General features: G+C 70.3%; 18 protein-coding genes. 13 read left to right on the forward strand and 5 right to left on the reverse strand.

Annotation, left to right across the window (positions count from 1 at the left end; genetic code table 11):
- Window positions 1–34: 34 nt before the first annotated feature.
- Window positions 35–556: a MarR family winged helix-turn-helix transcriptional regulator gene (locus IFR11_RS10380; protein WP_070409022.1), complete on the forward strand. Its 522-nt coding sequence runs from the start codon at window positions 35–37 to the stop codon at window positions 554–556.
- 29 nt (window positions 557–585) lie between these two features.
- Here the strand turns inward: IFR11_RS10380 and IFR11_RS10385 are convergent, their stop codons facing one another.
- The gene (locus tag IFR11_RS10385; RefSeq protein WP_055832704.1) at window positions 586–1,959 is read right to left on the reverse strand and encodes an MFS transporter; all 1,374 of its coding nucleotides are present in this window, start codon (window positions 1,957–1,959) and stop codon (window positions 586–588) included.
- A gap of 127 nt (window positions 1,960–2,086) precedes the next feature.
- On the opposite strand from IFR11_RS10385, the gene IFR11_RS10390 reads away from it, so the two are divergent.
- The 5 genes from IFR11_RS10390 (at window position 2,087) to IFR11_RS10410 (ending at window position 8,348) form a co-directional block, all read left to right on the forward strand.
- Window positions 2,087–3,862, forward strand: a complete 1,776-nt coding sequence (locus tag IFR11_RS10390; protein WP_055832705.1) for a DEAD/DEAH box helicase — start codon at window positions 2,087–2,089, stop codon at window positions 3,860–3,862.
- A 446-nt stretch (window positions 3,863–4,308) separates the two neighbouring features.
- Entirely contained in the window at window positions 4,309–6,183 is a 1,875-nt protein-coding gene (gene dnaK / locus IFR11_RS10395) for a molecular chaperone DnaK (RefSeq protein ID WP_055832706.1), read from the forward strand.
- 9 nt (window positions 6,184–6,192) lie between these two features.
- On the forward strand, window positions 6,193–6,807 hold the full coding sequence (locus IFR11_RS10400) for a nucleotide exchange factor GrpE (RefSeq protein ID WP_055832707.1): 615 nt from the start codon (window positions 6,193–6,195) through the stop codon (window positions 6,805–6,807).
- 11 nt (window positions 6,808–6,818) lie between these two features.
- Entirely contained in the window at window positions 6,819–7,814 is a 996-nt protein-coding gene (locus IFR11_RS10405) for a DnaJ C-terminal domain-containing protein (protein WP_055832708.1), read from the forward strand.
- 96 nt (window positions 7,815–7,910) lie between these two features.
- Complete coding sequence (locus tag IFR11_RS10410) at window positions 7,911–8,348, forward strand: heat shock protein transcriptional repressor HspR (RefSeq protein WP_055832709.1); 438 nt, start codon at window positions 7,911–7,913, stop codon at window positions 8,346–8,348.
- A gap of 87 nt (window positions 8,349–8,435) precedes the next feature.
- Here IFR11_RS10410 and IFR11_RS10415 read toward each other — a convergent pair whose 3' ends face one another.
- Entirely contained in the window at window positions 8,436–9,029 is a 594-nt protein-coding gene (locus IFR11_RS10415) for a hypothetical protein (RefSeq protein WP_055832710.1), read from the reverse strand.
- 127 nt (window positions 9,030–9,156) lie between these two features.
- Between IFR11_RS10415 and IFR11_RS10420 the strand changes: the two genes are divergently transcribed.
- From IFR11_RS10420 to IFR11_RS10435, 4 genes are all read left to right on the forward strand, one after another.
- Window positions 9,157–10,884, forward strand: a complete 1,728-nt coding sequence (locus tag IFR11_RS10420; protein WP_191916106.1) for an ABC transporter ATP-binding protein — start codon at window positions 9,157–9,159, stop codon at window positions 10,882–10,884.
- Window positions 10,881–13,058, forward strand: a complete 2,178-nt coding sequence (locus IFR11_RS10425) for an ABC transporter ATP-binding protein (protein ID WP_244630710.1) — start codon at window positions 10,881–10,883, stop codon at window positions 13,056–13,058. Before IFR11_RS10420 ends, IFR11_RS10425 begins: the two co-directional genes overlap by 4 nt.
- Window positions 13,059–13,255: 197 nt before the next feature.
- The gene (locus IFR11_RS10430) at window positions 13,256–14,512 is read left to right on the forward strand and encodes a glycosyltransferase (protein ID WP_055934905.1); all 1,257 of its coding nucleotides are present in this window, start codon (window positions 13,256–13,258) and stop codon (window positions 14,510–14,512) included.
- A gap of 4 nt (window positions 14,513–14,516) precedes the next feature.
- Complete coding sequence (locus IFR11_RS10435) at window positions 14,517–15,740, forward strand: glycosyltransferase (RefSeq protein ID WP_191916107.1); 1,224 nt, start codon at window positions 14,517–14,519, stop codon at window positions 15,738–15,740.
- A 64-nt stretch (window positions 15,741–15,804) separates the two neighbouring features.
- On the opposite strand, the gene IFR11_RS10440 is transcribed toward IFR11_RS10435, so the two are convergent.
- A complete protein-coding gene (locus IFR11_RS10440) occupies window positions 15,805–16,062 on the reverse strand; it encodes a hypothetical protein (protein ID WP_191916108.1) in 258 nt (85 codons plus the stop codon).
- 86 nt (window positions 16,063–16,148) lie between these two features.
- Between IFR11_RS10440 and IFR11_RS10445 the strand changes: the two genes are divergently transcribed.
- Together IFR11_RS10445 and IFR11_RS10450 are read left to right on the forward strand one after the other, a co-directional pair.
- On the forward strand, window positions 16,149–17,162 hold the full coding sequence (locus IFR11_RS10445; RefSeq protein WP_191916109.1) for a GlxA family transcriptional regulator: 1,014 nt from the start codon (window positions 16,149–16,151) through the stop codon (window positions 17,160–17,162).
- A gap of 192 nt (window positions 17,163–17,354) precedes the next feature.
- Window positions 17,355–19,553, forward strand: a complete 2,199-nt coding sequence (locus IFR11_RS10450) for an ATP-dependent Clp protease ATP-binding subunit (protein WP_191916110.1) — start codon at window positions 17,355–17,357, stop codon at window positions 19,551–19,553.
- A 290-nt stretch (window positions 19,554–19,843) separates the two neighbouring features.
- Here IFR11_RS10450 and IFR11_RS10455 read toward each other — a convergent pair whose 3' ends face one another.
- Both IFR11_RS10455 and IFR11_RS10460 read right to left on the reverse strand, forming a co-directional pair.
- Window positions 19,844–20,428 (reverse strand): nitroreductase family protein, encoded by a 585-nt coding sequence (locus IFR11_RS10455; protein WP_191916111.1) that lies wholly within the window; start codon window positions 20,426–20,428, stop codon window positions 19,844–19,846.
- A 254-nt stretch (window positions 20,429–20,682) separates the two neighbouring features.
- The gene (locus tag IFR11_RS10460; RefSeq protein ID WP_191916112.1) at window positions 20,683–22,044 is read right to left on the reverse strand and encodes a glucose-6-phosphate dehydrogenase; all 1,362 of its coding nucleotides are present in this window, start codon (window positions 22,042–22,044) and stop codon (window positions 20,683–20,685) included.
- 113 nt (window positions 22,045–22,157) lie between these two features.
- Between IFR11_RS10460 and IFR11_RS10465 the strand changes: the two genes are divergently transcribed.
- Window positions 22,158–23,939 (forward strand): glycoside hydrolase family 15 protein, encoded by a 1,782-nt coding sequence (locus tag IFR11_RS10465; RefSeq protein WP_191916113.1) that lies wholly within the window; start codon window positions 22,158–22,160, stop codon window positions 23,937–23,939.
- The last annotated feature ends 28 nt before the right edge of the window (window positions 23,940–23,967 follow it).

The following is a 23,967-nucleotide window of genomic DNA, read 5'->3' on the forward strand; positions in this document are numbered from 1 at the left end:
CAGATGCTTGTCAAGCGACATGTAAAATTCCCGCATGGCCACTGACCCCGCCGACGAGATCGCCGCCGCCCTCGGGCGCTTGCGCGGACGCCGCCCGCGCCCGCCCTTCGGCGCCGAGGGGCACCATCACCCGCACGTTCACGGCGAACGCGGGGGATTCGGCGGACCCTGGGGGCGCGGCACCCCGCCCTGGGCCGACCCCGCACAGGGTCGCTTCGGCGGACCCGCACGCCTGCGCCTACTCGACGCTCTGATCGCGGCATCCGGATCGCTGTCGGTGAGCGAGATCGCCGAGGCGGTGGGCGTCGACCAGCCCCGCGCCTCGCGGCTGGTTCAGCAGGCGGCGCAGATGGGTCTGGTCGCACGCGAGCCCGACCCCGACGACGCCCGCCGCACGCGCGTGCGCCTCACGCCCGAGGGCGAGGGGATGGTCTCGGGTTTCCGCGGTCGACGACGGGATGCCGTGCGCTCCGCGCTGGAGTCGTTCACCGACGACGAGCGCGTCGAGTTCGCCCGCCTGCTCGGGAAGTTCGCCGACGCCTGGCCGCGCGACTGAGCTGACGGCGTGCCGGGCCCCGGCCCGCCTCAGCGGATGACGGCCGGCCGCGCCTTCACCGGGACCATCAGCACCAGCCCGACCGCCAGGATCAGCACGATGCCCACGATGCCGAGGCGGGTGTCGCCGGTGATCCCGACGAACAGAGCGAACAGGCCGGGGGCGAGGAACGACACCGCGCGCCCGGTCGTGGCGTAGAGTCCGAAGATCTCACCCTCGCGACCCTCCGGAGCCACCCGGGCGAGGAACGACCGGCTGGCCGACTGCACGGGTCCGACGAACAGGCCGAGCCCGAGGCCCGCCACCCAGAACGCCGGCACCGAGGTGCCGATGAAGAGGATGACGCTGCCCAGGACGATCAGGCCGATCAGCGAGACGACGATCACGCGCTTCGGTCCGAAGCGGTCGTCGAGGCGCCCCGAGAAGAACGTGCTGATACCGGCCACCACGTTCGCCGCGACCGCGAAGTAGAGCACCTCCGTCGAGCTGAAGCCGAACACCTGCGCGGCGATGATCGCGCCGAAGGTGAACACGCCGGCGAGGCCGTCGCGGAACACCGCGCTGGCCACCAGGAAGAGCAGCACCTGCCGGCTGTCGCGCCACAGCGAGCGCAACGTGCCCCACAGCACCACGTACGAGCGGAAGAAGCCGACGCGCACCCGGCGCTGCTGCGGCGGGATCTCGGGAACGCGCAGCAGAACGGGAACGGCGAACACCCCGAACCAGACCGCGGATGCCAGGACCGCGAGGCGGATGTTCAGCCCGCCCTCCTTCGGCACGGCGAGAAGCCCCCCGGCATCGGGTGCGCCGAAGCTCTGGATGAACAGCACCAGCAGCAGGAGCAGCAGCACGATGCCGCCCACGTACCCCATGCCCCAGCCGAAGCCCGAGACGCGGCCGATGTTCTCGCGCGTGGAGACCTGCGTGAGCATCGCGTAATAGTTGACGCTGGCGAATTCGAAGAAGACGTTGCCGACCGCGATGAGGGTGGCGCCGAGCACGAGGAACTCGGGCGTGCCCTCGACGAAGACCATCGCGGCCATCGACAGCACGATGAGGCCGGTGTTGATGCCGAGCCAGAGCTTGCGGCGCCCCGTACCGTCGGAGCGCTGGCCCAGCACGGGGGCGACGAGCGCCACGACGATGCCGGCGATCATCAGCGCCACGCCGACCAGGCTCGCGTTGTCGGCGAGCGCGCGAACGAGGGCGGGGTCGTCGTCGTTGCCGTTCGCCGCAGCCACCACGGCGGGATCGACGAACAGCGAACTCGCCAGGTAGGTGCTGAACACGAACGTGGTCACGACCGCGTTGAAGGCGGCGGATCCCCAGTCCCACAGGGCCCAGGCGAGCACCGGCCGACGGAGGGTGCTGACGGGGGCGGAGGCGGGCTCGGGAGGGGTCATATCGGTCACGCTAGGCCCCTCCGGTGAACGCCCGGTACCCCCGAGACGACGCCGCGCCACCCTTGGCGCGCTCATTCAGGCTACCGCCGAGCCCGCACGGCGGCGCGGAGCCGACTACCGTGGAGTCATGGCATCCGAAAACCCCGTCGACTCCGCTGAGGCGGAGACCACCCCCGCCCCGCTCACCTTCTCCGACCTGGGTCTGGATGCCAACGTGCTCAAAGCCCTCAAGGACGTCGGGTATGAGACCCCGTCGGCCATCCAGGCCGCGACCATTCCCGTGCTCCTGCAGGGTCGCGACGTCGTCGGTCTCGCGCAGACCGGTACCGGCAAGACCGCGGCGTTCGCGCTGCCGGTGCTGTCGCAGATGGAGACCGGCCACAAGAACCCGCAGGCCCTCGTGCTCGCCCCCACCCGTGAGCTCGCGCTCCAGGTGTGCGAGGCGTTCGAGAAGTACGCCGCCCACATCAAGGGCGTCTCGGTGCTCCCCGTCTACGGCGGTCAGGGCTACGGCCAGCAGCTGTCGGCGCTGCGCCGCGGCGTCGACATCGTCGTGGGCACCCCGGGTCGCATCATGGACCACCTCGACAAGGGCACCCTCGACCTGAGCGAGCTGAAGTACCTCGTGCTCGACGAGGCCGACGAGATGCTCAAGATGGGCTTCGCCGAAGACGTCGAGACGATCCTCGCCGACACCCCCAAGACGAAGCAGGTCGCGCTGTTCTCGGCGACCATGCCGGCGCAGATCCGCCGCATCTCGGCTCAGTACCTGAACAACCCCGAAGAGATCACGGTCAAGACCAAGACCGCGACCTCGACGAACATCAGCCAGCGGTACCTGATCGTGTCGTACCAGCAGAAGATCGACGCCCTCACGCGCATCCTCGAGGTCGAGAACTTCGAGGGCATGATCGTCTTCACCCGCACGAAGAACGAGACCGAGACGGTCGCCGAGAAGCTGCGTGCCCGCGGGTACACCGCCGCCGCCATCAACGGCGACGTCGCCCAGGTGCAGCGCGAGCGCACGGTCAACCAGCTGAAGTCCGGCAAGCTCGACATCCTCGTCGCCACCGACGTCGCCGCGCGCGGTCTCGACGTGGATCGCATCAGCCACGTGGTCAACTACGACCTGCCGATCGACACCGAGTCGTACGTGCACCGCATCGGCCGCACCGGTCGCGCCGGCCGCACGGGCGACGCGATCAGCTTCGTCACCCCGCGCGAGCGCCGCATGCTCACCGCGATCGAGAAGGCCACGCGCCAGCCGCTGACCGAGATGTCGCTGCCGAGCGTCGACGACGTCAACGCCACGCGCCTCACCCGGTTCGACGACGCGATCACCACCGCCCTCGAGGACACCGCGGCCATCGCGACGTTCCGCGACGTGGTGGCCCACTACGTCGAGCACCACGACGTGCCCGAGGCCGACGTGGCCGCAGCGCTCGCCGTGGTCGCCCAGGGCGACACCCCGCTGCTGCTCGAGGCCGAGGCCTTCCGTCAGCAGCGCTTCGACAGCGAGCGTCCCGCGCGCGACGGCGGTTCCCGCGACGGGGGTTCGCGTGACGGTGGATCGCGCGACAGCGGTCCGCGCCGCGACACCTCGGGGCGCTTCTCGACTTACCGCATCGCGGTCGGTCGTCGCCAGCGCGTCGAGCCGCGTCAGATCGTCGGCGCCCTCGCGAACGAGGGTGGGCTGCGTCGCAACGACTTCGGTGCGATCCAGATCCGTCAGGACTTCTCGCTCGTCGAGCTGCCCGCCGACCTGTCGAGCGACACGATCGGCCGCCTCGCCGACACCCGCATCTCGGGCCAGCTGATCGACCTGCGCCTCGACGGCGGCGGACGCTCCGCCAAGCGCAGCGACCGCCCGCAGCGTCGTGAGAGCGACCGCGATCGCGACTGACCCCGCGGCATCCGTCCGACGCCCCCGCTGACCTTCGGGTCGCGGGGGCGTTGTGCGTGCAGCGGGCCCAGGCGCTGCCGCCGCCCGGTGCCGTCCTCACGCCGCGTGCGTGCTGCGGGGTGGGGCGTGTCCCACTTCGTGCTGCCTGGGCCCTTCGGGGCTGCACATTTCGGGACACGGTTTGCGCTGCGCGAGACGCTGGGCACGCTGTGGGGCGGGGCATGTCCCACTTCGTGCTGCCTGGACCCCTCGCTGCTGCACATTTCGGGACATGGCCGGCGGCGTGCGACACACGGCATCCAGAAGTTGAGCCAATTCATATCAACTCGGCTTGACCTCGATGCGCGGCCCCGATAACCTTGAGTCATCGGGGCTCAACCCCCGCAGAGACTTTCATCACACCCCGAGTCGTGGCATCCGTCCGGCTCACAAGCAAGGAGACACATATGCCCCGTGCAGTGGGAATCGACCTCGGTACGACCAACTCCGTCGTGAGCGTGCTCGAGGGTGGCGAGCCCAAGGTCATCGCCAACGCCGAGGGTTTCCGTACGACCCCCTCGGTCGTCGCCTTCACGAAGGACGGCGAGGTGCTCGTCGGTGAGACCGCCAAGCGCCAGGCCGTCACGAACGTCGACCGCACCATCTCCAGCGTCAAGCGCCACATGGGCACGACCTGGTCGTTCGACGTCGACGGCAAGAAGTGGACGCCGCAGGAGATCTCGGCCCGCATCCTGCAGAAGCTCAAGCGCGACGCCGAGGAGTACCTGGGCGACACCGTGACCGACGCGGTCATCACGGTCCCCGCGTACTTCAACGACGCCGAGCGTCAGGCCACCAAGGAGGCCGGCGAGATCTCGGGCCTCAACGTGCTGCGCATCATCAACGAGCCCACCGCCGCGGCTCTCGCGTACGGCCTCGACAAGGGCAAGGAAGACGAGCTCATCCTCGTGTTCGACCTCGGTGGCGGAACGTTCGACGTCTCGCTGCTCGAAGTGGGCAAGGACGACGACTTCTCCACCATCCAGGTGCGCTCCACCTCGGGCGACAACCGCCTCGGTGGCGACGACTGGGACCAGCGGGTCGTCGACTACCTCATCAAGCAGTTCAAGGACACGACTGGTGTCGACGTCTCGGGCGACAAGATCGCCCTGCAGCGTCTGAAGGAAGCGGCCGAGCAGGCCAAGAAGGAGCTGTCGAGCTCGACCTCGACCTCCATCAACCTGCCCTACCTGTCGCTCACCGACTCGGGCCCCGTCTCGCTCAGCGAGACCCTCACGCGCGCCAAGTTCGAGGACCTCACCAAGGACCTCCTCGACCGCACGCGCAAGCCCTTCTCCGACGTCATCCGCGAGGCCGGCGTCAAGGTGGAGGACATCGCGCACGTGGTGCTCGTGGGCGGCTCGACCCGCATGCCCGCGGTCGCCGAGCTCGTGAAGAAGGAGACCGGCAAGGACGCCAACAAGGGCGTCAACCCCGACGAGGTCGTGGCCGTGGGCGCAGCCCTGCAGGCCGGTGTCCTCAAGGGTGAGCGCAAGGACGTGCTGCTCATCGACGTCACCCCCCTGAGCCTCGGTATCGAGACCAAGGGCGGCATCATGACCAAGCTCATCGAGCGCAACACGGCCATCCCGACCAAGCGCAGCGAGACCTTCACCACCGCCGACGACAACCAGCCGTCGGTCGCGATCCAGGTCTTCCAGGGCGAGCGCGAGTTCACCCGCGACAACAAGCCGCTCGGCACCTTCGAGCTCACCGGCATCGCCCCGGCCCCCCGTGGCATCCCGCAGGTGGAGGTCACCTTCGACATCGACGCGAACGGCATCGTCCACGTCTCGGCGAAGGACAAGGGCACCGGCAAGGAGCAGTCGATGACGATCACGGGTGGCTCGTCGCTGCCCAAGGAAGACATCGAGCGCATGGTGCGCGAGGCCGAAGAGAACGCGGCCGACGACAAGAAGCGCCGCGAGTCCGCCGAGACCCGCAACCAGGCCGAGACCCTGTCGTACTCGATCGAGAAGCTGATCAAAGAGAACGAAGACAAGCTCCCCGCCGAGGTCAAGACCGAGGTCCAGGGCGATGTCGACGCGCTCAAGACGGCACTCGCCGGCGATGACGACGACGCGGTCAAGACCGCGTTCGACAAGCTGAACGCCAGCCAGGGCAAGCTCGGCGAGGCCATCTACGCCTCGTCGCAGGCCGCGGGCGAGCCCGCCGACCCCAACGTCGGCCAGCCCGGCAACGGTGAGACGCCGAACCCCGAGGAAGACGTCATCGACGCCGAGGTCGTCGACGACGAGCCGACCGACGAGACGAAGAAGTAAGCAGAGACCATGGCACACAAGGACGACGAACAGCCCACGGGCTCGGGCGCCGGTCCTGACGAAACGGGGCCGGAGGAGAACACCTCCGGCCCCGCGCCGTCGGGCGAGCAGTCCGAGACGACCGACGCGGATGCCGACGGTCTGACCATCGACGACATCCTCGGCGCCGAGCAGACGCCCGAGGCCGCGGCAGAGGGGGCTTCCTCCGACAAGGAGGCCTCGCTGCTGATCGACCTCAAGCGGCTGCAGGCCGAGTACGCCAACTACCGCCGGCGCACCGAAGACCAGCGCGAGCGCGAGATCGAGCGGGCCAAGGGCGAAGCCGTGAAGGGCCTGCTGCCCGTCATGGACGACCTCGACCGCGCGGTCAAGCACGGCGACCTCGTCGAGGGCACGCCCTTCGCCGCCATCGGCGACAAGGTGCGGGCCGTGGCCGAGCGCCTCGGCGTGGTGTCGTACGGCGCCGTCGGCGACGTCTTCGACCCGCAGCAGCACGAGGCCATCTTCCAGGCGCCCACCCCCGGCGTGACCGAGACGACGATCCTCGAGGTCGTCGAGGTCGGTTACCGCCTCGGCTCGATCGAGCTGCGACCGGCCAAGGTCGTCGTCGCCGTGCCGGCCTAAGAGGAGGACACATGGCGAGTCAGGACTGGTTCGACAAGGACTTCTACAAGGTCCTCGGCGTCGACAAGAGCGTCAGCGCGGCCGATCTGAAGAAGACCTACCGCAAGCTCGCGCGCCAGTACCACCCCGACTCGAACCCGGGTGACGCGAAGGCCGAGGCCAAGTTCAAGGAGATCAGCGAGGCCTACTCGGTGCTCAACGATCCGGAGCAGCGCGAGGAGTACGACCAGATCCGGGCCATGGGCTCGGGGGCGCGCTTCTCGGCACCGGGTACCGGCGGCGGCGGCGGTTTCGACGACGTCTTCAGCCGGTTCGGTCAACCGCGCAGTGGCGGCGCCGGGGCTCCTCCGGGGGGCTTCGACGACTTCTTCTCGATGTTCGACCAGCAGGGCGGCGCCGGTTTCGGTTCCGGCCGGTTCGGTCAGACCTCGGGCGGATACCGCGGTTACGGCGGACCGCAGCGCGGATCCGACGTCACGGCGCGCACGACGATCGACTTCGTCACGGCGGCCAAGGGCGAGACGATCACCCTGCAGGGCGAAGACAACGTCCCGTTCAAGGTGAAGATCCCGGCCGGGGTGTCGGACGGGCAGAAGATCCGCCTGCGCGGCCGCGGACGCAAGTCGCCCGACGGCGGCGAGAGCGGCGACATCGTCGTGACCGTCGCGGTGCGTCCGCACCCGGTGTTCACGCGCGACGGCCTCCACCTGCGGGTCACGGTGCCGGTCACCTTCACCGAGGCGGCTCTGGGCGCCACGATCGAGGTCCCGACACTCGGGGGGGAGCCGGTGCGACTGCGCGTCGCCCCCGGCACCCCGTCGGGACGGGTGCTGCGCGTCAAGGGACGCGGGATCGAGTCGACCAAGGGCGTCGGCGACCTGCTCGCCGAGGTCCAGGTCGCGGTGCCCACGCACCTCGACGACGCGGCCCGCGAGGCCCTCGAGCGTTTCCACGAGCTCGAACCGAAAGAGAACCCGCGCGCCGACCTGATGGCCAAGGCGCGCTGACGCATCCCACGCGCGTCGTCGCGGTTCTCGGCATCCGATACGTCAGGATGCCGAGAACCCGGCACTCGCACCCGGCACGACGAAAGAGGTGAAGACGTGTCCGAGAGAGAGATCGACGAAGACGCCCCGATCTTCGCCATCGCCGCCGCCGCCGAGCTGTCGAACATGCACCCGCAGACGCTGCGGCAGTACGACCGGCTCGGTCTCGTCGTGCCCGCGCGCACCCAGGGCGGGTCGCGTCGCTACTCGAGCCGCCACGTGCAGCAGTTGCGCGAGGTCGCCCGCCTGTCGGGGGAAGGCATGAGCCTTCCCGCGATCGCGCGCCTCCTCGCCCTCGAGGAGCGCGTGCACGATCTCGCCCGCCGCGTGAACGACCTCGAGCGGCAGCTCACGATCGAGCGGCAGTCCCGCCCCGGTGCGCGCGTCTTCGCCGCCGGCGCGACCGGCTCGGTCGTGACGCTCCGCCACGGCTCGCGCGTGCGTCGCGCGACCGACATCGTGCTCTGGCGCCCGCGCGACATCCACGACGACTGACATCCCGTCGCGGCACCGAGGTTCTGAGCGCGTCGAAGGGTCTGTGCATACGGTGCCCCGACGGCTCGGCCGGAGTGGGGCAGCGGCTCAGGCCGGATCGATCCGCAGCACCGTCGGCGTCTCTCCGACCGAGAGGTCGTCGACGACGCGGAGCGTGCGTGCGATGTCGTCGACCGCGCCGATGACGGTGCCGAACCGCTCGCGGTCGGCGCACACCGCCGTCACCGTGACGAAGTGCGAGCCCGTGTCCCACGTGTAGGTCGCGAACGGGGGAGTCTTCGGATCGATCGGCAGCGGCATCGCGAGCTTCTCGCCGACGCCGAGGTGCGGATTGCGGAACGACTCCGTGTCGTCGTACTCCATCGGCATCATCGCGCGCGCGGTGCGCAGCTGCGCGGTGGCCTCTTGCAGCTGTGCCATCACGACGAGCAGCTCGGGCGCGCTCTTCCACACCCACACCAGAACGCGGCCACCGGCGCGACGCATGAGCAGCGGAGCGGCTTGACTCAGCATCCACGCGAAGGCGCCGCCGCCGGGGCGGGGGGCGGTGCCCGTCGTGCGGGCGGCCTGGCCGAGCAGCATGCCGATGGCGGCCTTGCGGTGTCGTCGGCCGCGGAGGCCGAGTGAACCGGTCACGGGCACCCAGAGGTCGGCGGCGGCGTCGGCCTGCAGTCGAGACATGGCTCCACCCTACGAGCCGCGACCGAACGGGCGCTGAGTTGCAGAAATGGTTCCCCGGTGTCGGAGGTTGGTGCCAGGCTGGTCTTCGCGGTCACGGCGGCCGCGTCAGACCTGCTCCGGAGGTCCCATGCTCGGCAATATCCTCGTCCGCTACCTGTCCCGGTACCGCTGGCTCCTCGTGGCGCTGCTGGTGTTCCAGTTCGTCGCGGCGATGGCATCCCTCTATCTGCCGCGCCTGAACGCCGACATCATCGATCGCGGCGTCGCCCAGGGCGACACGGGGTTCATCTGGTCGCAGGGCATGATCATGCTCGGCATCTCGCTCGGGCAGATCGTCGCCTCGGTCGTCGCGACCTACTTCGCCGCGCGCGCCGCCATGGCCGCGGGCCGCGACATCCGGCTCGATCTGTTCGAGAAGGTCAGCGGCTTCTCCGAGCGTGAACTGTCGCAGTTCGGCGCCGGTTCCCTCATCACGCGCAACACGAACGACGTGCAGCAGGTGCAGATGCTCGCGATGATGGGCGCCACCATGCTCGTCAGCGCCCCGCTGCTCGCCCTCGGCGGCATCTTCATGGCGTTGCAGCAAGACGTCGGTCTCAGCTGGCTGCTCGGCGTCGCCGTTCCGATCCTGCTGGTCGCGGTCGCCCTCATCATCGCCCGCATGGTGCCGCTGTTCCGCAGCTACCAGTCCAAGCTCGACGCCGTGAACCGGGTGATGCGCGAGCAGCTGACCGGAGTGCGTGTGGTGCGCGCCTTCGTGCGCGAGCGCATCGAAGAAGAGCGCTTCCGCGAGGCGAACACCGACATCATGGACGTCGGTCGCAAGGTGGGCTCGCTCTTCGTGCTGCTGTTCCCCCTGGCGATGCTGGTGCTCAACGTCACCGTCGTCGGAGTCATCTGGTTCGGCGGCATCCAGGTCGACGCCGGCGGCGTGCAGATCGGTACCCTCTTCGCGTTCATGCAGTACGTGGCGCAGATCCTCATGGGCGTGCTCATGGCGAGCTTCATGACGGTGATGATCCCGCGCGCGGCCGTGTCGGCCGAGCGCATCGGAGAGGTGCTCGACAGTCACTCGACGCTCGAGCGTCCGGCGAACCCGGTGACCGTCTTCCCCTCGGTCGGAACCGTCGAGTTCGACGACGTCGCCTTCGCGTACCCGGGAGCCGAGTCGCCCGTGGTGTCGGGCGTCACGTTCGCGGCCCACCCCGGCGAGACCGTGGCGATCGTCGGATCGACGGGGGCGGGAAAGACGACCCTCGTCTCCCTGCTCCCGCGTCTGTTCGACGTGACGGCGGGTGCCGTCCGCGTCGGCGGCGTCGACGTGCGCGAGGCCGACCTCGACCTGCTGTGGAAGAGCATCGGCCTGGTGCCGCAGCGCCCGTTCCTGTTCAGCGGCACGGTGGCGTCCAACCTGCGTTTCGGTCGCGAAGACGCCACCGACGACGAACTGTGGCACGCGCTCGAGATCGCCCAGGGTCGCGACTTCGTCGAGGCGATGGAGGGCGGCCTCGACGGCAAGATCGCCCAGGGCGGCACCAACGTCTCGGGCGGGCAGCGCCAGCGCCTCGCCATCGCCCGAGCGATCGTGCACCGGCCGGCGGTGCTCGTCTTCGACGACTCGTTCTCGGCCCTCGACCTCAGCACCGACGCCCGATTGCGGCAGGCGTTGTGGCAAGAGCTCCCCGAGGTGACGAAGATCGTCGTCGCGCAGCGCGTCTCGACCATCACCGGCGCCGACCGGATCGTCGTGCTCGAAGACGGACGCATGGCCGGCGTCGGCACGCACGAGGAGCTGCTGCAGTCCAGCACCACCTATCGCGAGATCGTCGAGTCGCAGCTGGGGGTCGAAGCATGAGCACCCCCGACACCCGCACCGAAGAGGAGCGCGCCGAACTCGAGCTCGCCGAACAGGCCCGTCTGAACTCGGGCGACTGGGACAGCGTCGCGCCGGGCAAGGCCTCGGACTTCGGCTCGAGCTTCCGCCGGCTGATCGGACTCCTGCGTCCCCACGCCGGGGCCTTCGGGCTCGTCTCGGTGCTCGGGGCCCTCGGCGTCGTGCTGGCGGTGCTGGCCCCGCGCGTCCTCGGCAACGCCACGAACATCATCTTCGAGGGCGTGGTCTCGCGCGGGCTCGCCGAGCAGTTCCCGGCCGGCACCCCGAAAGACGCCGTCGTCGACGCCCTGCGCTCCGCCGGGCAGGGCGACATCGCCAACATCGTCGGCGCGATGGACAACTTCCAGGTCGGCGCGGGCGTCGACTTCGATGCGCTGCGCATCGTGGTCGTGACGGTGCTGGCCATCTACGTCGGCTCGTCGCTGCTGTCGTGGATCCAGGGCTACGTCATCAACATCATCATGGTGCGCACGATGTGGCGCCTGCGTGAAGACGTCGAGGCCAAGGTCAACCGGCTCCCCCTGTCGTACTTCGACAAGGTGCAGCGCGGTGAGCTCATCTCGCGAGTCACGAACGACATCGACAACATCACGCAGACGATGCAGCAGTCGCTCTCGAGCGCCCTCACCTCCGTGCTCACGGTCGTGGGCGTGCTCATCATGATGTTCACCATCTCCTGGCAGCTGGCCCTCGTCGCGCTCATCTCGCTCCCGCTCATGGCGGTCATCTTCGGGGTGATCGGCCCGAAGTCGCAGAAGGCCTTCGGCGAGCAGTGGAAGAAGGTGGGCCGTCTCAACGCCCGCGTCGAGGAGTCGTTCTCGGGTCACGCGCTGGTCAAGGTCTACGGCCGCGAGAAAGACGCCCGCGAGAAGTTCGAGGTCGAGAACGAGGAGCTCTACCTGGCCAGCTTCCGGGCCCAGTTCCTCTCCGGCATGATCATGCCGGGCATGATGTTCGTCGGAAACCTCACCTACGTCGGCATCGCGGTGCTCGGCGGGCTCATGGTGGCCGGCGGGCAGATCCGCCTGGGCGACGTGCAGGCGTTCATCCAGTACTCGCAGCAGTTCACGCAGCCCCTGTCGCAGCTGGGTGGCATGGCCGCGGTCGTGCAGTCGGGTACGGCTTCGGCCGAGCGCGTCTTCGCCCTGCTCGATGCCGACGAGCAAGGCCCCGACGCCCCCGACGCCCCGCGCCCGGGCGACGGACGCGGGGTCATCGAGTTCGAGAACGTCCGCTTCGCGTACTCGCCCGATCGCCCGCTCATCCGCGACCTGTCGTTCCGGGTCGAGCCGGGTCAGACGGTCGCCATCGTCGGACCGACGGGGGCCGGCAAGACCACCTTGGTCAACCTGATCATGCGGTTCTACGAGCTCGACGGCGGGCGCATCCTGCTCGACGGTCAGGACATCGCCGAACTGCGCCGCGACGACGTCCGCTCGCGCACCGGCATGGTGTTGCAAGACCCGTGGCTGTTCGCCGGGACGATCCGCGACAACATCCGCTACGGCCGCGAGACCGCCACCGACGACGAGATCCAGCAAGCCGCCGTCGCCACCCGCGTCGACCAGTTCGTGCACTCGCTCCCCGAGGGGTACGACACCGTCCTCGACGAAGACGCCGCGAACGTCTCGGCGGGTGAGAAACAGCTCATCACCATCGCGCGGGCGTTCGTCGCGCGTCCGTCGGTGCTCATCCTCGACGAGGCGACCTCGTCGGTCGACACACGCACCGAGCTGCTGCTGCAGCAGGCCATGGCCGCGCTGCGCGAAGGACGCACGTCGTTCGTGATCGCGCATCGCCTGTCGACGATCCGCGATGCCGATCTCATCCTGGTCATGGAGCACGGCGACATCGTCGAGCAGGGGACGCACGACGAGCTGATCGGCACCGAGGGGGCGTACTACCGGCTCTACCGTTCGCAGTTCGAGCAGGCCACCGCCGACGTCGATCTCGCGGCGGCCGAGGTCCCCCGCGCCGCTGATCCCCGGCAGGCGCCGGCCACCGACGACGCCGTGGTGGTGTCGGCGATGGCGGCCGCGGCATCCGAGGTTGCCGCCCCCGCCGGGACCGACGGGCCGCCGCGCCCCGCGCACGGTGCTCCGTCGCCCGACCCGCGGCTCGACGGTCGGGACTGACTCCGCCCGCGCCGATCCGCCCGCCCGGTGCCGCGCCGGGCGGGCGGTGCCGCGTCCGGCGCGCTTCGGGCGCCCACGCCCCCGTCCTCCACACCGCGAGACGGCTCCGGGTTCGCGAAAACCGCTCGGGTACAGTGGTGCGAGCGCATGAACCGCACCGTGCGACCCGTCCGCCGCATAGATAGGCCTCACCACCCGTGACCACTTCTGCGACGCCCGCCGACCATCCCGTATCCGACGACGCGCACGATCCCGCCGTCTCGCGCGAGACTCCCGCCCCGGCCGAACGTCCGCTCACGGTCCTCATCGGCGCCGACACGTTCCTGCCCCACGTCAACGGGGCCGCCCGCTTCGCCGAGCGCCTCGCCGCCGGTCTCGTCGCCCGCGGCCACGACGTGCACGTCGCCGCGCCCAGCATCGGCCGCGGCCACGCGGGCACGGCGACCGAGGTGATCGAGGGGCAGCCGATGACGCTGCACCGTCTTCCGTCGTACCGCTTCCTTCCGCACGACTGGCTCACGTTCGTGTGGCCCTGGCGCGCGAAGCACTACGCGCGACTCATGCTCGATGAGATCCGGCCCGACGTCGTGCACATCCAGTCGCACATCATCATCGGCCGAGGACTCGCCCGCGAGGCGCGCAAGCGCGGCATCCCGGTGATCGCCACCAACCACGTGATGCCCGAGAACATCCTCGATTTCACGACCCTGCCCGACTTCCTCGACCGCATCATGCTCAAGCTGGCCTGGGCCGACGCCAAGCGCACCTTCGTCATGACGCGCGCCGTCACGACGCCCACGCGTCGGGCCGCCGACTTCCTGCAGGCGACGATCGGCATCGAGGGTGTCATCCCGATCTCCTGCGGTATCGATCGCTCGAACTACACGCCCGACCTCGAGCCGCGCGACGCGAACCGCATCCTCTTCGTCGGACGCCTCACCACCGAGAAAGGCATCGACGTCATCCTGCGCGCGATGACCAAGATCGACCCCGCCCTCGACGTGACCTTCGACATCGTCGGTGGCGGCGACCAGCGCCGCAACCTCGAGCAGCTCGCCGAGCAGCTCGGTCTCGCGCACCGCGTGACCTTCCACGGCCACACGTCCGAAGAAGAGCTGCGCGCGCTCTACTCCCGCGCGTCGGTCTTCGCGATCGCCTCGATCGCCGAGCTCCAGTCGATCGCGACGATGGAGGCCATGGCCTCCGGCCTGCCGATCGTCGCCGCCAATGCGGTCGCACTCCCGCACCTCGTGCACGACGGCGAGAACGGGTACCTGTTCGAGCCCGGAAACGCCGACGAGCTCGCGGCCCGGTTGACCGACGTGCTCACCGCCGCCCCCGACGAGCGTCGGCGGATGCAGCAGGCGTCGCTCGACGGCGTGATCGTGCACGACATCGGCCGCACCCTCGACACCTTCGAGGCGCTGTACCGCGGACGACCGCTCCCGGAGTGACCTCGTGCACGTCGTGATGTTCGCCGACCAGCACCTCGAGTCGCTGGGCGGCGCGCAGGTGTCGATGCGGTTGCAGAAGCGCTTCCTCGAGCGCGCGGGCCACGTCGTCACCGTCGTCGCTCCGCGCCTGCACCGCCCTGCGCCCGACGACACCGCCTACCTCGACCTGCCCTCGATCCCCCTCACGCTCGATCGCGAGTACGCGCTCACCTGGCCCGGCGCCCGGACCGACCGGTTCGTGGATTCCGAGATGGGCGCGCGCCTGCCGGTCGACGTCGTGCACGTGCAGGCCGACTTCTGGGGCGCGTACATCGGGCACCGTTTCGCGGCGCGGCACGGCCTGCCCGTCGTGCACACGATGCACAACCGCGTCGACGTGGGCATCGAGGCGACCGCCCCGTTCCCGGGCCTGGTACTGCGCGCGCTGAACGCGTGGGCGCGACGCGCGCTGCCGCGACAGGTCACCGCGCCGGTGGCGGGGCGCGATGTCGCACCGGCCGGCAGCGACATCGACGGCTGGGCGTACCTTCGCCGTCTGGCCGCGGTGTCCCGCGCCGTGACCGCCCCCTCGGGTCACTTCGCGCGTCGTCTGGAACGGCACGGTGTCGCCGACGCGGTCGACGTGATCTGGAACGGCATCGACGACGACGCGCTCGACGCCGCCCTCGCGGCCGGACCCACCGAGCGCCGCCCGGGCCGTCCGCGCTTCGTCTGGCTCGGCCGCATGAGCCCCGAGAAGCGCCTGCTCCCCTTCCTCGAGGCGGTCGCCGAGTCGGGGATCGACGCCGAGGTCGAGATCATCGGCGGCGGCGGTCAGCTCCGTGCCGCGCAGCGGCTGATCGAGCGCCGGGCGCCGGTGGCATCCGTCACGTTCGCGGGACGCCTGTCGTACGCCGAGACCCTCCGCCGGCTCGCCGACGCCGACGCCGTAGTGCAGACGTCGATCGGCTTCGAGACGCAGGGCATGACGGTGTTCGAGGCCGCCTCGCTCGGCACCCCCGCCGTCGTCAGCGACCCCGACATCGGCGCCGAGCTCGGCGCCGGGATCTGGACGGTTCCGGATGCCACGGTCGCGGCGCTCTCGCAGACCCTCCGCCGCTCGGCCGCCGACATCGCCGCCGGGTCGCCGGTCACGCCCGACGCGAGCGTCGCGGAGCGGTTCCGCCAGTCGTCGCGCACGGCGGCGATGGTCGCCGTGTACGAGCGGGCGGTCGCCGCGGGGCGCTGACCCGGCGGATCCCACGCCCGCCGAGCCTCGGCCGTGCCGGGGCGGCGTGTGCCGCGTCGTCGGGTCACTCCGTTCCCACGATGCGCAGCGGAGCGGTCGCCGTCGAGGCCGACGGCAGGGTGACGTGCATGCTCGGGCGTGCGGCTTCGACCGCGGGAGCGGCCTGGACCGTCTTCTCCCGCGAGCGGGCCGAACGGGGCGCCGACGGGTCGACGCGCGAGGGGTCGGTGGGGATGCGCCCGTACCCGTCGGTCCGCACGAGCCACACGGTGCCGACGATGCCGGCGAGCGAGAGGATGCCGAGGGCGATGAAGTAAGCCATGGCAGAGACGCTACGAGTAGAGGGAAAGTGTCACGAGTGGCATGATGGACGGTGTTCGTCATATTTCTGCCACACCGGAGGTTCGCATGCGCTCGGTCGCCGTCGTCATCCAGCCCGGCTTCGCCCCGTTCGAGTTCGGCCTCGCGTGCGAAGCTTTCGGCCTCGACCGCAGCGACGACGGCATCCCGAATTTCGACTTCCGCATCGTCGCGCCCGAACCCGGGGTCGTGCCCTCGAACATCGGTTTCTCGGTGAACGTCGATCTCGGTCTCGAGGCGGCGTCCGACGTCGACATCCTGGTTCTCGCCCCCATCCCGCGGGACCAGTGGGGCACCGTCGACCCGCGCGTGGTCGAGGTGGTGCGCGCCGCCCATGCCCGTGGCGCCTGGTTGCTGAGCGTGTGCAGCGGGTCGTTCGTCATCGCCGCCGCCGGGGTGCTCGACGGGAAGCGCGCCACGACGCACTGGCGTTACGCCGATGTCATGGCGCGGATGTATCCGGAGATCGAGGTCGACCCCGACGTGCTCTACGTGCAGTCGGGCAACATCGTCACGAGCGCCGGAACCGCCGCGGGACTCGACGCGTGCCTGCACCTGCTGCGCCAGGAGCTCGGTTCGGAGCTCGCCAACCGCATCGCGCGACGCATGGTCGTCGCGCCGCAGCGCGACGGGGGCCAGGCGCAGTTCATCGCCTCGCCGATCCCGATCGACTCGTCGCTCTCGCTGGCTCCGGTGACCGAGTGGATGCTGCAGAACCTGGATGCCGAGCTCTCGGTCGATCGACTCGCGGCACGCGCGCACATGTCACCGCGCACCTTCGCCCGCCGCTTCAAGGCGGATCTCGGCGCCACGCCCGCGGCCTGGCTCGCGCGCCAACGCCTGCTGCACGCGCAGCGGCTGCTCGAAGAGACCGATCTGGGGCTGGACCGCATCGCCGCCGAGTGCGGCTTCGGTTCGGCGGCGGTGCTGCGCCAGAACTTCGCCCGAGCGATGGGACTCACCCCGACCGCGTACCGTGCGCGGTTCTCGTGCAACGCCGATGAGCGAGTCGCCTCCGCGACCGTGTCGGCCCCGGCGGCGGCGGAGCCGATCCCGGCCTGAGGGCCGCGCCGCGCCCGCTCTCACACCGCCACCGCTCCCGCGCTGCCCGCGCCCGCGCCCGCGCTCACGCCGCGCCCGCGTCCGCGCTACCGCCTGTGCCGCGGCATCCATTGTTCTCTCGCCGGTGCACTGCTAAACTTGAGTCCACGCAACTCAAGTTTTTGAGACCGCGAACAGATTTTGGGAGAACACATGAACGCCACGCCACAGCCGGGGCAGGAGGACGCGCGGAGCGCCCTCGAGCAGTTCGGCATCAACCTCACCGACCGTGCCCGCCAGGGCAAGCTCGACCCCGTGATCGGGCGCGACGGCGAGATCCGCCGCGTCAGCCAGGTGCTGACCCGCCGCACGAAGAACAACCCCGTGCTCATCGGCGAACCCGGTGTCGGCAAGACCGCCGTCGTCGAGGGGCTCGCGCAGCGCATCGTCGCGGGCGACGTCGCCGAGAGTCTCAAGCACAAAGAACTCGTGTCGCTCGACATCTCGGCGCTCGTCGCCGGCGCGATGTACCGCGGCCAGTTCGAGGAGCGACTGAAGAGCGTCCTGAAAGAGATCACCGAGTCCGATGGGCGCGTCATCACGTTCATCGACGAGCTGCACGTGCTCATGGGCGCGGGCGGCGGCGAGGGCTCGGTCGCGGCATCCAACATGCTCAAGCCCATGCTCGCCCGCGGCGAGCTGCGGCTGATCGGCGCGACCACGCTCGACGAGTACCGCGAGTTCATCGAGAAGGATGCCGCTCTCGAACGCCGCTTCCAGCAGGTGTACGTCGGCGAGCCCACGGTCGAAGACACCGTGGCGATCCTCCGCGGCCTGAAGGAGCGTTACGAGGCGCACCACAAGGTCGCCATCGCCGATGCGGCGCTGGTCGCCGCAGCGTCGCTGTCGAACCGCTACATCCCCGCGCGCCAGCTGCCCGACAAGGCCATCGACCTGATCGACGAGGCGGCCTCGCGTCTGCGCATGGAGATCGACTCCGCGCCCCTCGAGATCGACGAGCTGCGCCGACACGTCGATCGCCTGAAGCTCGAAGAGCTCGCGCTGAAGAAAGAGAAGGACGCGGCCTCGAAGGAGCGTCTCGCCACGCTCCGCGACACCCTCGCCGGCGAGCAGGCCAAACTCGACGAGCTGCAGGCCCGGTGGGAGCGCGAGCGCGCCTCGCTCAACCGCGTCGGCGACCTGAAGACCCGTCTCGACTCGGCGCGCGTGGATGCCGAGCGCGCCCAGCGCGAGGGCAACCTCGAACGCGCGTCGCGGTTGCTGTACGCCGAGATCCCGGCGCTCGAGCGCGAGCTCATGGCCGCCGAGCGCGAGGAGCCCACCGGCGACCGGATGGTCAACGATCAGGTCACCGACGAGGACATCGCGGCGGTCATCGCCGCCTGGACCGGCATTCCGGTCGGGCGCCTGCTGCAGGGCGAGACCGAGAAGCTGCTGCACCTCGAGCGCGAGCTCGGCAAGCGCCTGATCGGGCAACGCGATGCCGTGAAGGCGGTGTCCGACGCCGTCCGCCGCTCGCGCGCCGGGATCAGCGACCCGAACCGTCCGGTCGGATCGTTCCTGTTCCTCGGCCCGACCGGTGTCGGCAAGACCGAGCTGGCGAAGTCGCTCGCCGACTTCCTCTTCGACGACGAGCACGCCATGGTGCGCATCGACATGTCGGAGTACGGCGAGAAGCACTCCGTCTCGCGCCTCGTCGGTGCCCCTCCGGGGTATATCGGGTACGAGCAGGGGGGCCAGCTCACCGAGGCCGTGCGCCGTCGTCCCTACAGCGTCGTGCTGCTCGACGAGGTCGAGAAGGCGCACCCCGAGGTGTTCGACGTGCTGCTGCAGGTGCTCGACGACGGTCGATTGACCGACGGCCAGGGCCGCACGGTCGACTTCACGAACGTCATCCTGGTGCTCACCTCGAACCTCGGCTCGCCGATCCTCATCGACCCGACGCTGTCGATCGAGACCAAGCACGAGCAGGTGCAGGCGCTGGTGCGCCAGGCCTTCAAGCCCGAGTTCGTGAACCGCCTCGACGACATCGTCATCTTCCAGGCCCTGAGCCAGGACGACCTGGCGCAGATCGTCGAACTCGCCGTCGATGCCCTGCACAAGCGACTGCGCGAGCGCCGGCTGTCCCTCGCGGTCACGCCCGATGCCCGCTCGTGGCTCGCCGAACGCGGGTACGACCCGGTGTACGGCGCCCGGCCGCTGCGTCGCCTGATCCAGACCGAGATCCAGAACCGCCTCGCAATGGCGATCCTCGCCGGCACGGTGCGCGACGGCGATGTGGTGCGGGTCGACGTGGCGAGCGACGGCGACTCGCTCGTGCTGGCGAGCGCGGGCCCCGCCCAGCCCGAGACGGGCGACGACGACGTGATCGAGGCCGAGATCGTCGAGTAGTCGAATGCGAGAGGGGGATGCGGCGCGCGGTGCGCGGCATCCCCCTCTCGTGTGCGGTCGGCCCCGCATCGCGCGGTGCCGGTCTCTGCGTCCCGGCCCCTCGCCCATAAACGCTGATCGTGCGCATAAACGCGTTGGCTGGGCGTTTCTGCGCAGGATGAGCGTTTCTGCGCAAGAGGGCGTCGGCAGAGCGCGTCGGCCGTGCGCCGACGCCATGAGGAACGCCCGCCGCACCGGGACGACCCTCAGCGGGGTCCCGGTGCGACGGGCGTTCGCCGCGGGTGGGTCGCTCAGTCGTCGACGAGCAGCGACTCCGCCACGGAGCGGCGCTCGCGGGGAGCGAGCTCGCGCTGGCGCAGGCCCTCTTCGGCGGCGTCGATGTCGCCGAGAGCGCCGACCGCGATCACGGTGACGGGGGTGAAGCGCGCCTCGATGTCGAAGGCGGCACGCAGGTCGTCGGCCACGAAGCCGCCCATCTGGTGCGTCGCGAGACCCTCGGCGTGTGCCTGCACGGTGAAGTGCGCGGCGGCCTGGCCGGCGTCGTAGAGCGCCCACGGGCGCGCGTCGCCCTCGGCGGTCTCGTGCTCGGCGAGCACGACGAGCAGGGCGCCGGCGGCGGGGGCCCAGGCCTGGTTGAAGCCCATGAGGGCCGACACGATCTTCTCGTGCGCCGCCGAACCGCGACGGGCGAGGATCAGGCGCCAGGGCTGGTGGTTCATGCCCGAGGGTGCCCAGCGGGCGGCCTCGAGGGCGGAGCGCAGCGCGGTCTCGTCGATCGGCGTCTCGGGGTCGAAGACGCGGGTGCTCCAACGCTCGGCGAGCACGCCGAGGATCGGAGCGTCGGTGGGCGCGGTGCGGTCGAGGGTGAGGGACATGGCTACTCCTGAGAACGGGGACAGATCCGGTCGCCATTGACCTCCACCATTGAACACACCCGGCCTCTTTCGTGTTCCCTCGTGACGGTATGGGTCGTCCAGCCTCGGTCCCGGTAGCCGTGCACAACGGCGGGGCCAGGCCGCAACACGCCGGTTCGGGATGCCGGTACCCCGGCGTGTCTGCCCCGGCCCCGCCGTCGTGCACGCGGCGGCGCCGCGGCGAGGTGCCCCGACGGGACCTCAGCCCCTCGGCGTCACAGCTTCCAGGACTCGGGGCCCGTGGAACCCGCCGGATACTCATCGAGCGGCACCCGGTTCTGGCGCCACGCGTCGATGACGGGCTGCACGATGCGCCAGCACTGCTCGGCCGCGTCGGCGCGCACCGCGAGCATGGCGTCGCCGTCGAGGATGCCCGAGAGCACTTCGCCGTACGCCTTCAGTCCGCCGACGCCGAGGTCGGCGGCCAGCGTCACCCGCTCGAGTTCGAGGGGGTCGTCGGCGCCGTTGACGTTGAGCCCCAGGCTCATCGTGTCGGGGCCGAGTGAGAAGACGAGCACCGACGGGTCGCTCTCGCCGACGAAGCCGCCGGGAAGGTGCCGCACGGGCTTGAAGGTGACGGTCGCGGCCGGGTCTCCGGCATCCAGCGCCTTGCCCGACCGCAGTGTGATCGGCACCCCCTGCCAGCGGGCGGTGCGCACCTCGACGGTCATCTCGGCCAGTGTCTCGGTGCCGCGCGACGCATCGACGCCCGGCTCGTCGACGTACGAGGGGAAGTGGCGGTCGCCGACGTCGCCCGCCGTGTACCGCGCGCGCCGGGAGTTCTTCACCGGGTCGTCGTCGAGCACGTGGGTCGCCCGCAGCACCGCCGAGGTGGCATCGCGCAGGTCGAGCTGGTCGAGGGTGGAGGGCGGCTCCATCGTGACGAAGGCCATGACCTGCAGCAGGTGGCTCTGGATCATGTCGACGAGCGCGCCGGCGGAGTCGTAATACCCCGCGCGGCCCTCGAGGCCGAGCTTCTCGGGGAAGTCGACGGTGATCGACGCGATGTCGTCGGCCGACCACACGCTCTCGATGATGCGGTTGGCGAAGCGCGCGCCGAGCAGGTTGAGCACCGTGGAACGCCCGAGGAAGTGGTCGATGCGGAAGACCTGGTCCTCGGGAACGAGCGTCGCCAGCTGCTGGTTGAGCTTGTGCGCGCTGGCCTCGTCGGTGCCGAACGGCTTCTCGAGCGCGAGGATCGTTCCCTCGGGAATGGTCACGTCGCTCAGCGCGAGGCACGACTTCTCGGCCACGGCCGGCGGGACGGCGAAGTACAGCGCCGGACGCCCCTCGGCGTCGTCGAGCAGCTGCTGCAGGTCGGCGGCCTTCGTGATGTCGGCTCGGGAGTAGGTCGTGGCCGAGACCGAGTCGAAAGCAGCCTCGGCGTCCATCGTCTGGAACGCCCGGTGCACCACCTCGCGCCAGTGCTCGTCGGTCCAGTCGTCCATTCCCGCGCCGTGCAGGCGCACCGACCGCCCGGGCTCGCGCACGAGCAGTTGGCCCAGGGCCGGGAGGAGCAGTCGAGAAGTGAGGTCGCCTGAAGCGCCCAGGATGATCAGGGTGGTGTCCGCCGCCATGCCGCTCAGCGTAGCGACACCTTCCGACCTCGCCCCGCCCTTGCGGATGACCGAGGGATGCCACTCATGGAGCCCATAGGTGCGATGCGGGTGTTTGCTGCCATGATCCGAGGGTGACGACTCCGATCGAGGACTACGCCGTCCTCAGCAACTGCCGGTCTGCCGCCCTCGTCTCCTCGCGAGGGAGCATCGACTGGCTCTGCCTGCCGCGGTACGACAGCGGCTCGATGTTCAACGCGCTGCTCGGCGACGAGTCGCACGGCGCGTGGTCGTTGCGCCCGGCCGACCCCGAGGCGCGTGCGACGCGTCGGTACGACGGCGACACGTTCGTGCTCGTCACCCGCTGGGAGACCGAGACCGGCGTCGCCGAAGTGTACGACGCCATGCCCGTCGACGAGGGGGTCGAGGCGGTCATCCGCCGCGTGGTCGGGGTCTCGGGCCAGGTCGACTTCGTCAGCGAGGTGCGTCTGCGCTTCGACTACGCCCGCGCCGTGCCCTGGGTGCGGCAGATCGGCCACGCCGACGAGCACGCGATCCTCGCCGTCGCCGGTCCCGACGCCGTGACCCTGCGGGGTCCCCGCCTCATCGCCGTCGGCACCGTCCACCGCGGCCGGTGGACGACGAGCCCCGGCCACCGCGTCGACTCGGTCCTGTCGTGGGGGCCGTCGTGGCAGGACCCGCCCGCATCGTTCGACGTGTCGGCGGCGCTGGAGCGCACGCGTGAGTGGTGGTCGTCGTGGGCCGACCGCGTGCAGTCCGCCGGCACCCACGCCGCCCTCGTCACCCGTTCCCTCATGGTGCTGCGCGCGCTCACGCACTCCGAGACGGGCGGCATCGTCGCCGCGGCCACGACCTCGCTGCCCGAGGCGTTCGGAGGCTCGCGCAACTGGGACTACCGCTACGTCTGGCTGCGCGACGCGGCCCTCACCCTGAGCGCGTACATCGACCACGGCTACCTCGACGCCGCGCAGCGCTGGCGCACCTGGTTGCTGAGGGCGATCGCCGGGGACCCCGCCGACGTGCAGATCATGTACGGCATCGCGGGCGAGCGCGATCTGCCGGAGCGCGAGATCACCAGCCTCCCCGGCTACGGGGGAGCAGCCCCCGTGCGCATCGGCAACGGCGCCGTCGACCAGTACCAGGCCGACGTGATCGGTGAGGTGATGGTGGCGCTCGAGGCGGCGCGGAACGCCGGCGTCGAAGAGACGACGTTCTCGTGGTCTCTGCAGCGGGCGTTGCTCGACCAGCTCGCGAGCGAGGTCGACCGGCCCGACCTGGGCATCTGGGAGATGCGCGGCGAGCCGCACTTCTTCACCCACTCGCGGGCGATGGTGTGGGCGGCGTTCGATCGCGGCATCCGCGCCGTCGAAGAGGGCGGGCGCGACGGCGACGTCGACACCTGGCGCACCCTGCGCGATCGGGTCCGCGCCGACATCGACGCGCACGGGGTGCACCAGGGCGGATGGTTCACGCAGCACTTCGGCACCGACGAGGTCGACGCCTCGCTGCTGGTGCTGCCCCAGGTGGGGTTCTGCGCGTACGACGACCCCCGCATGCTCGCCACCGTCGCCCGCATGGAAGAGACGCTCATGCCCGATGGGTGGCTGCTGCGCTACCGCACGACGGGTGTCGACGGCCTCACCGGGGACGAGCATCCGTTCCTCGCCTGTTCCTTCTGGCTGGTCGGGCAGTACGCGCACAGCGGTCGCCGCGACGAGGCCGTGACGCTGATGCACCGGCTCACCGCCGTCGCGAACGACCTCGGCCTGCTGTCGGAGGAGTACGACCCCACCACCGGTCACCAGGTCGGCAACACCCCGCAGGCGCTGTCGCACCTCGCGCTGGTGGGGGCGGCCGACGCGCTGGATGCGACGGCGCCGCGCCCCGGCGCCTGATCTTGTCGCGGCGTCGGGTCGCTCGACC

This window comes from Microbacterium sp. CFBP 8801, from assembly GCF_014839455.1.
In the GTDB taxonomy this organism is placed as follows: domain Bacteria; phylum Actinomycetota; class Actinomycetes; order Actinomycetales; family Microbacteriaceae; genus Microbacterium.

Excerpts from the sequence above, each read along its gene's own strand:
- IFR11_RS10460 (WP_191916112.1), bottom strand. The coding sequence starts at position 22,044 with ATGGCGGCGGACACCACCCTGATCATCCTGGGCGCTTCAGGCGACCTC.
- IFR11_RS10390 (WP_055832705.1), top strand. The coding sequence starts at position 2,087 with ATGGCATCCGAAAACCCCGTCGACTCCGCTGAGGCGGAGACCACCCCC.
- IFR11_RS10385 (WP_055832704.1), bottom strand. The coding sequence starts at position 1,959 with ATGACCCCTCCCGAGCCCGCCTCCGCCCCCGTCAGCACCCTCCGTCGG.
- IFR11_RS10445 (WP_191916109.1), top strand. The coding sequence starts at position 16,149 with ATGCGCTCGGTCGCCGTCGTCATCCAGCCCGGCTTCGCCCCGTTCGAG.
- IFR11_RS10420 (WP_191916106.1), top strand. The coding sequence starts at position 9,157 with ATGCTCGGCAATATCCTCGTCCGCTACCTGTCCCGGTACCGCTGGCTC.
- IFR11_RS10440 (WP_191916108.1), bottom strand. The coding sequence starts at position 16,062 with ATGGCTTACTTCATCGCCCTCGGCATCCTCTCGCTCGCCGGCATCGTC.
- IFR11_RS10380 (WP_070409022.1), top strand. The coding sequence starts at position 35 with ATGGCCACTGACCCCGCCGACGAGATCGCCGCCGCCCTCGGGCGCTTG.
- IFR11_RS10415 (WP_055832710.1), bottom strand. The coding sequence starts at position 9,029 with ATGTCTCGACTGCAGGCCGACGCCGCCGCCGACCTCTGGGTGCCCGTG.
- IFR11_RS10455 (WP_191916111.1), bottom strand. The coding sequence starts at position 20,428 with ATGTCCCTCACCCTCGACCGCACCGCGCCCACCGACGCTCCGATCCTC.
- IFR11_RS10405 (WP_055832708.1), top strand. The coding sequence starts at position 6,819 with ATGGCGAGTCAGGACTGGTTCGACAAGGACTTCTACAAGGTCCTCGGC.
- IFR11_RS10425 (WP_244630710.1), top strand. The coding sequence starts at position 10,881 with ATGAGCACCCCCGACACCCGCACCGAAGAGGAGCGCGCCGAACTCGAG.
- IFR11_RS10450 (WP_191916110.1), top strand. The coding sequence starts at position 17,355 with ATGAACGCCACGCCACAGCCGGGGCAGGAGGACGCGCGGAGCGCCCTC.
- dnaK (WP_055832706.1), top strand. The coding sequence starts at position 4,309 with ATGCCCCGTGCAGTGGGAATCGACCTCGGTACGACCAACTCCGTCGTG.
- IFR11_RS10400 (WP_055832707.1), top strand. The coding sequence starts at position 6,193 with ATGGCACACAAGGACGACGAACAGCCCACGGGCTCGGGCGCCGGTCCT.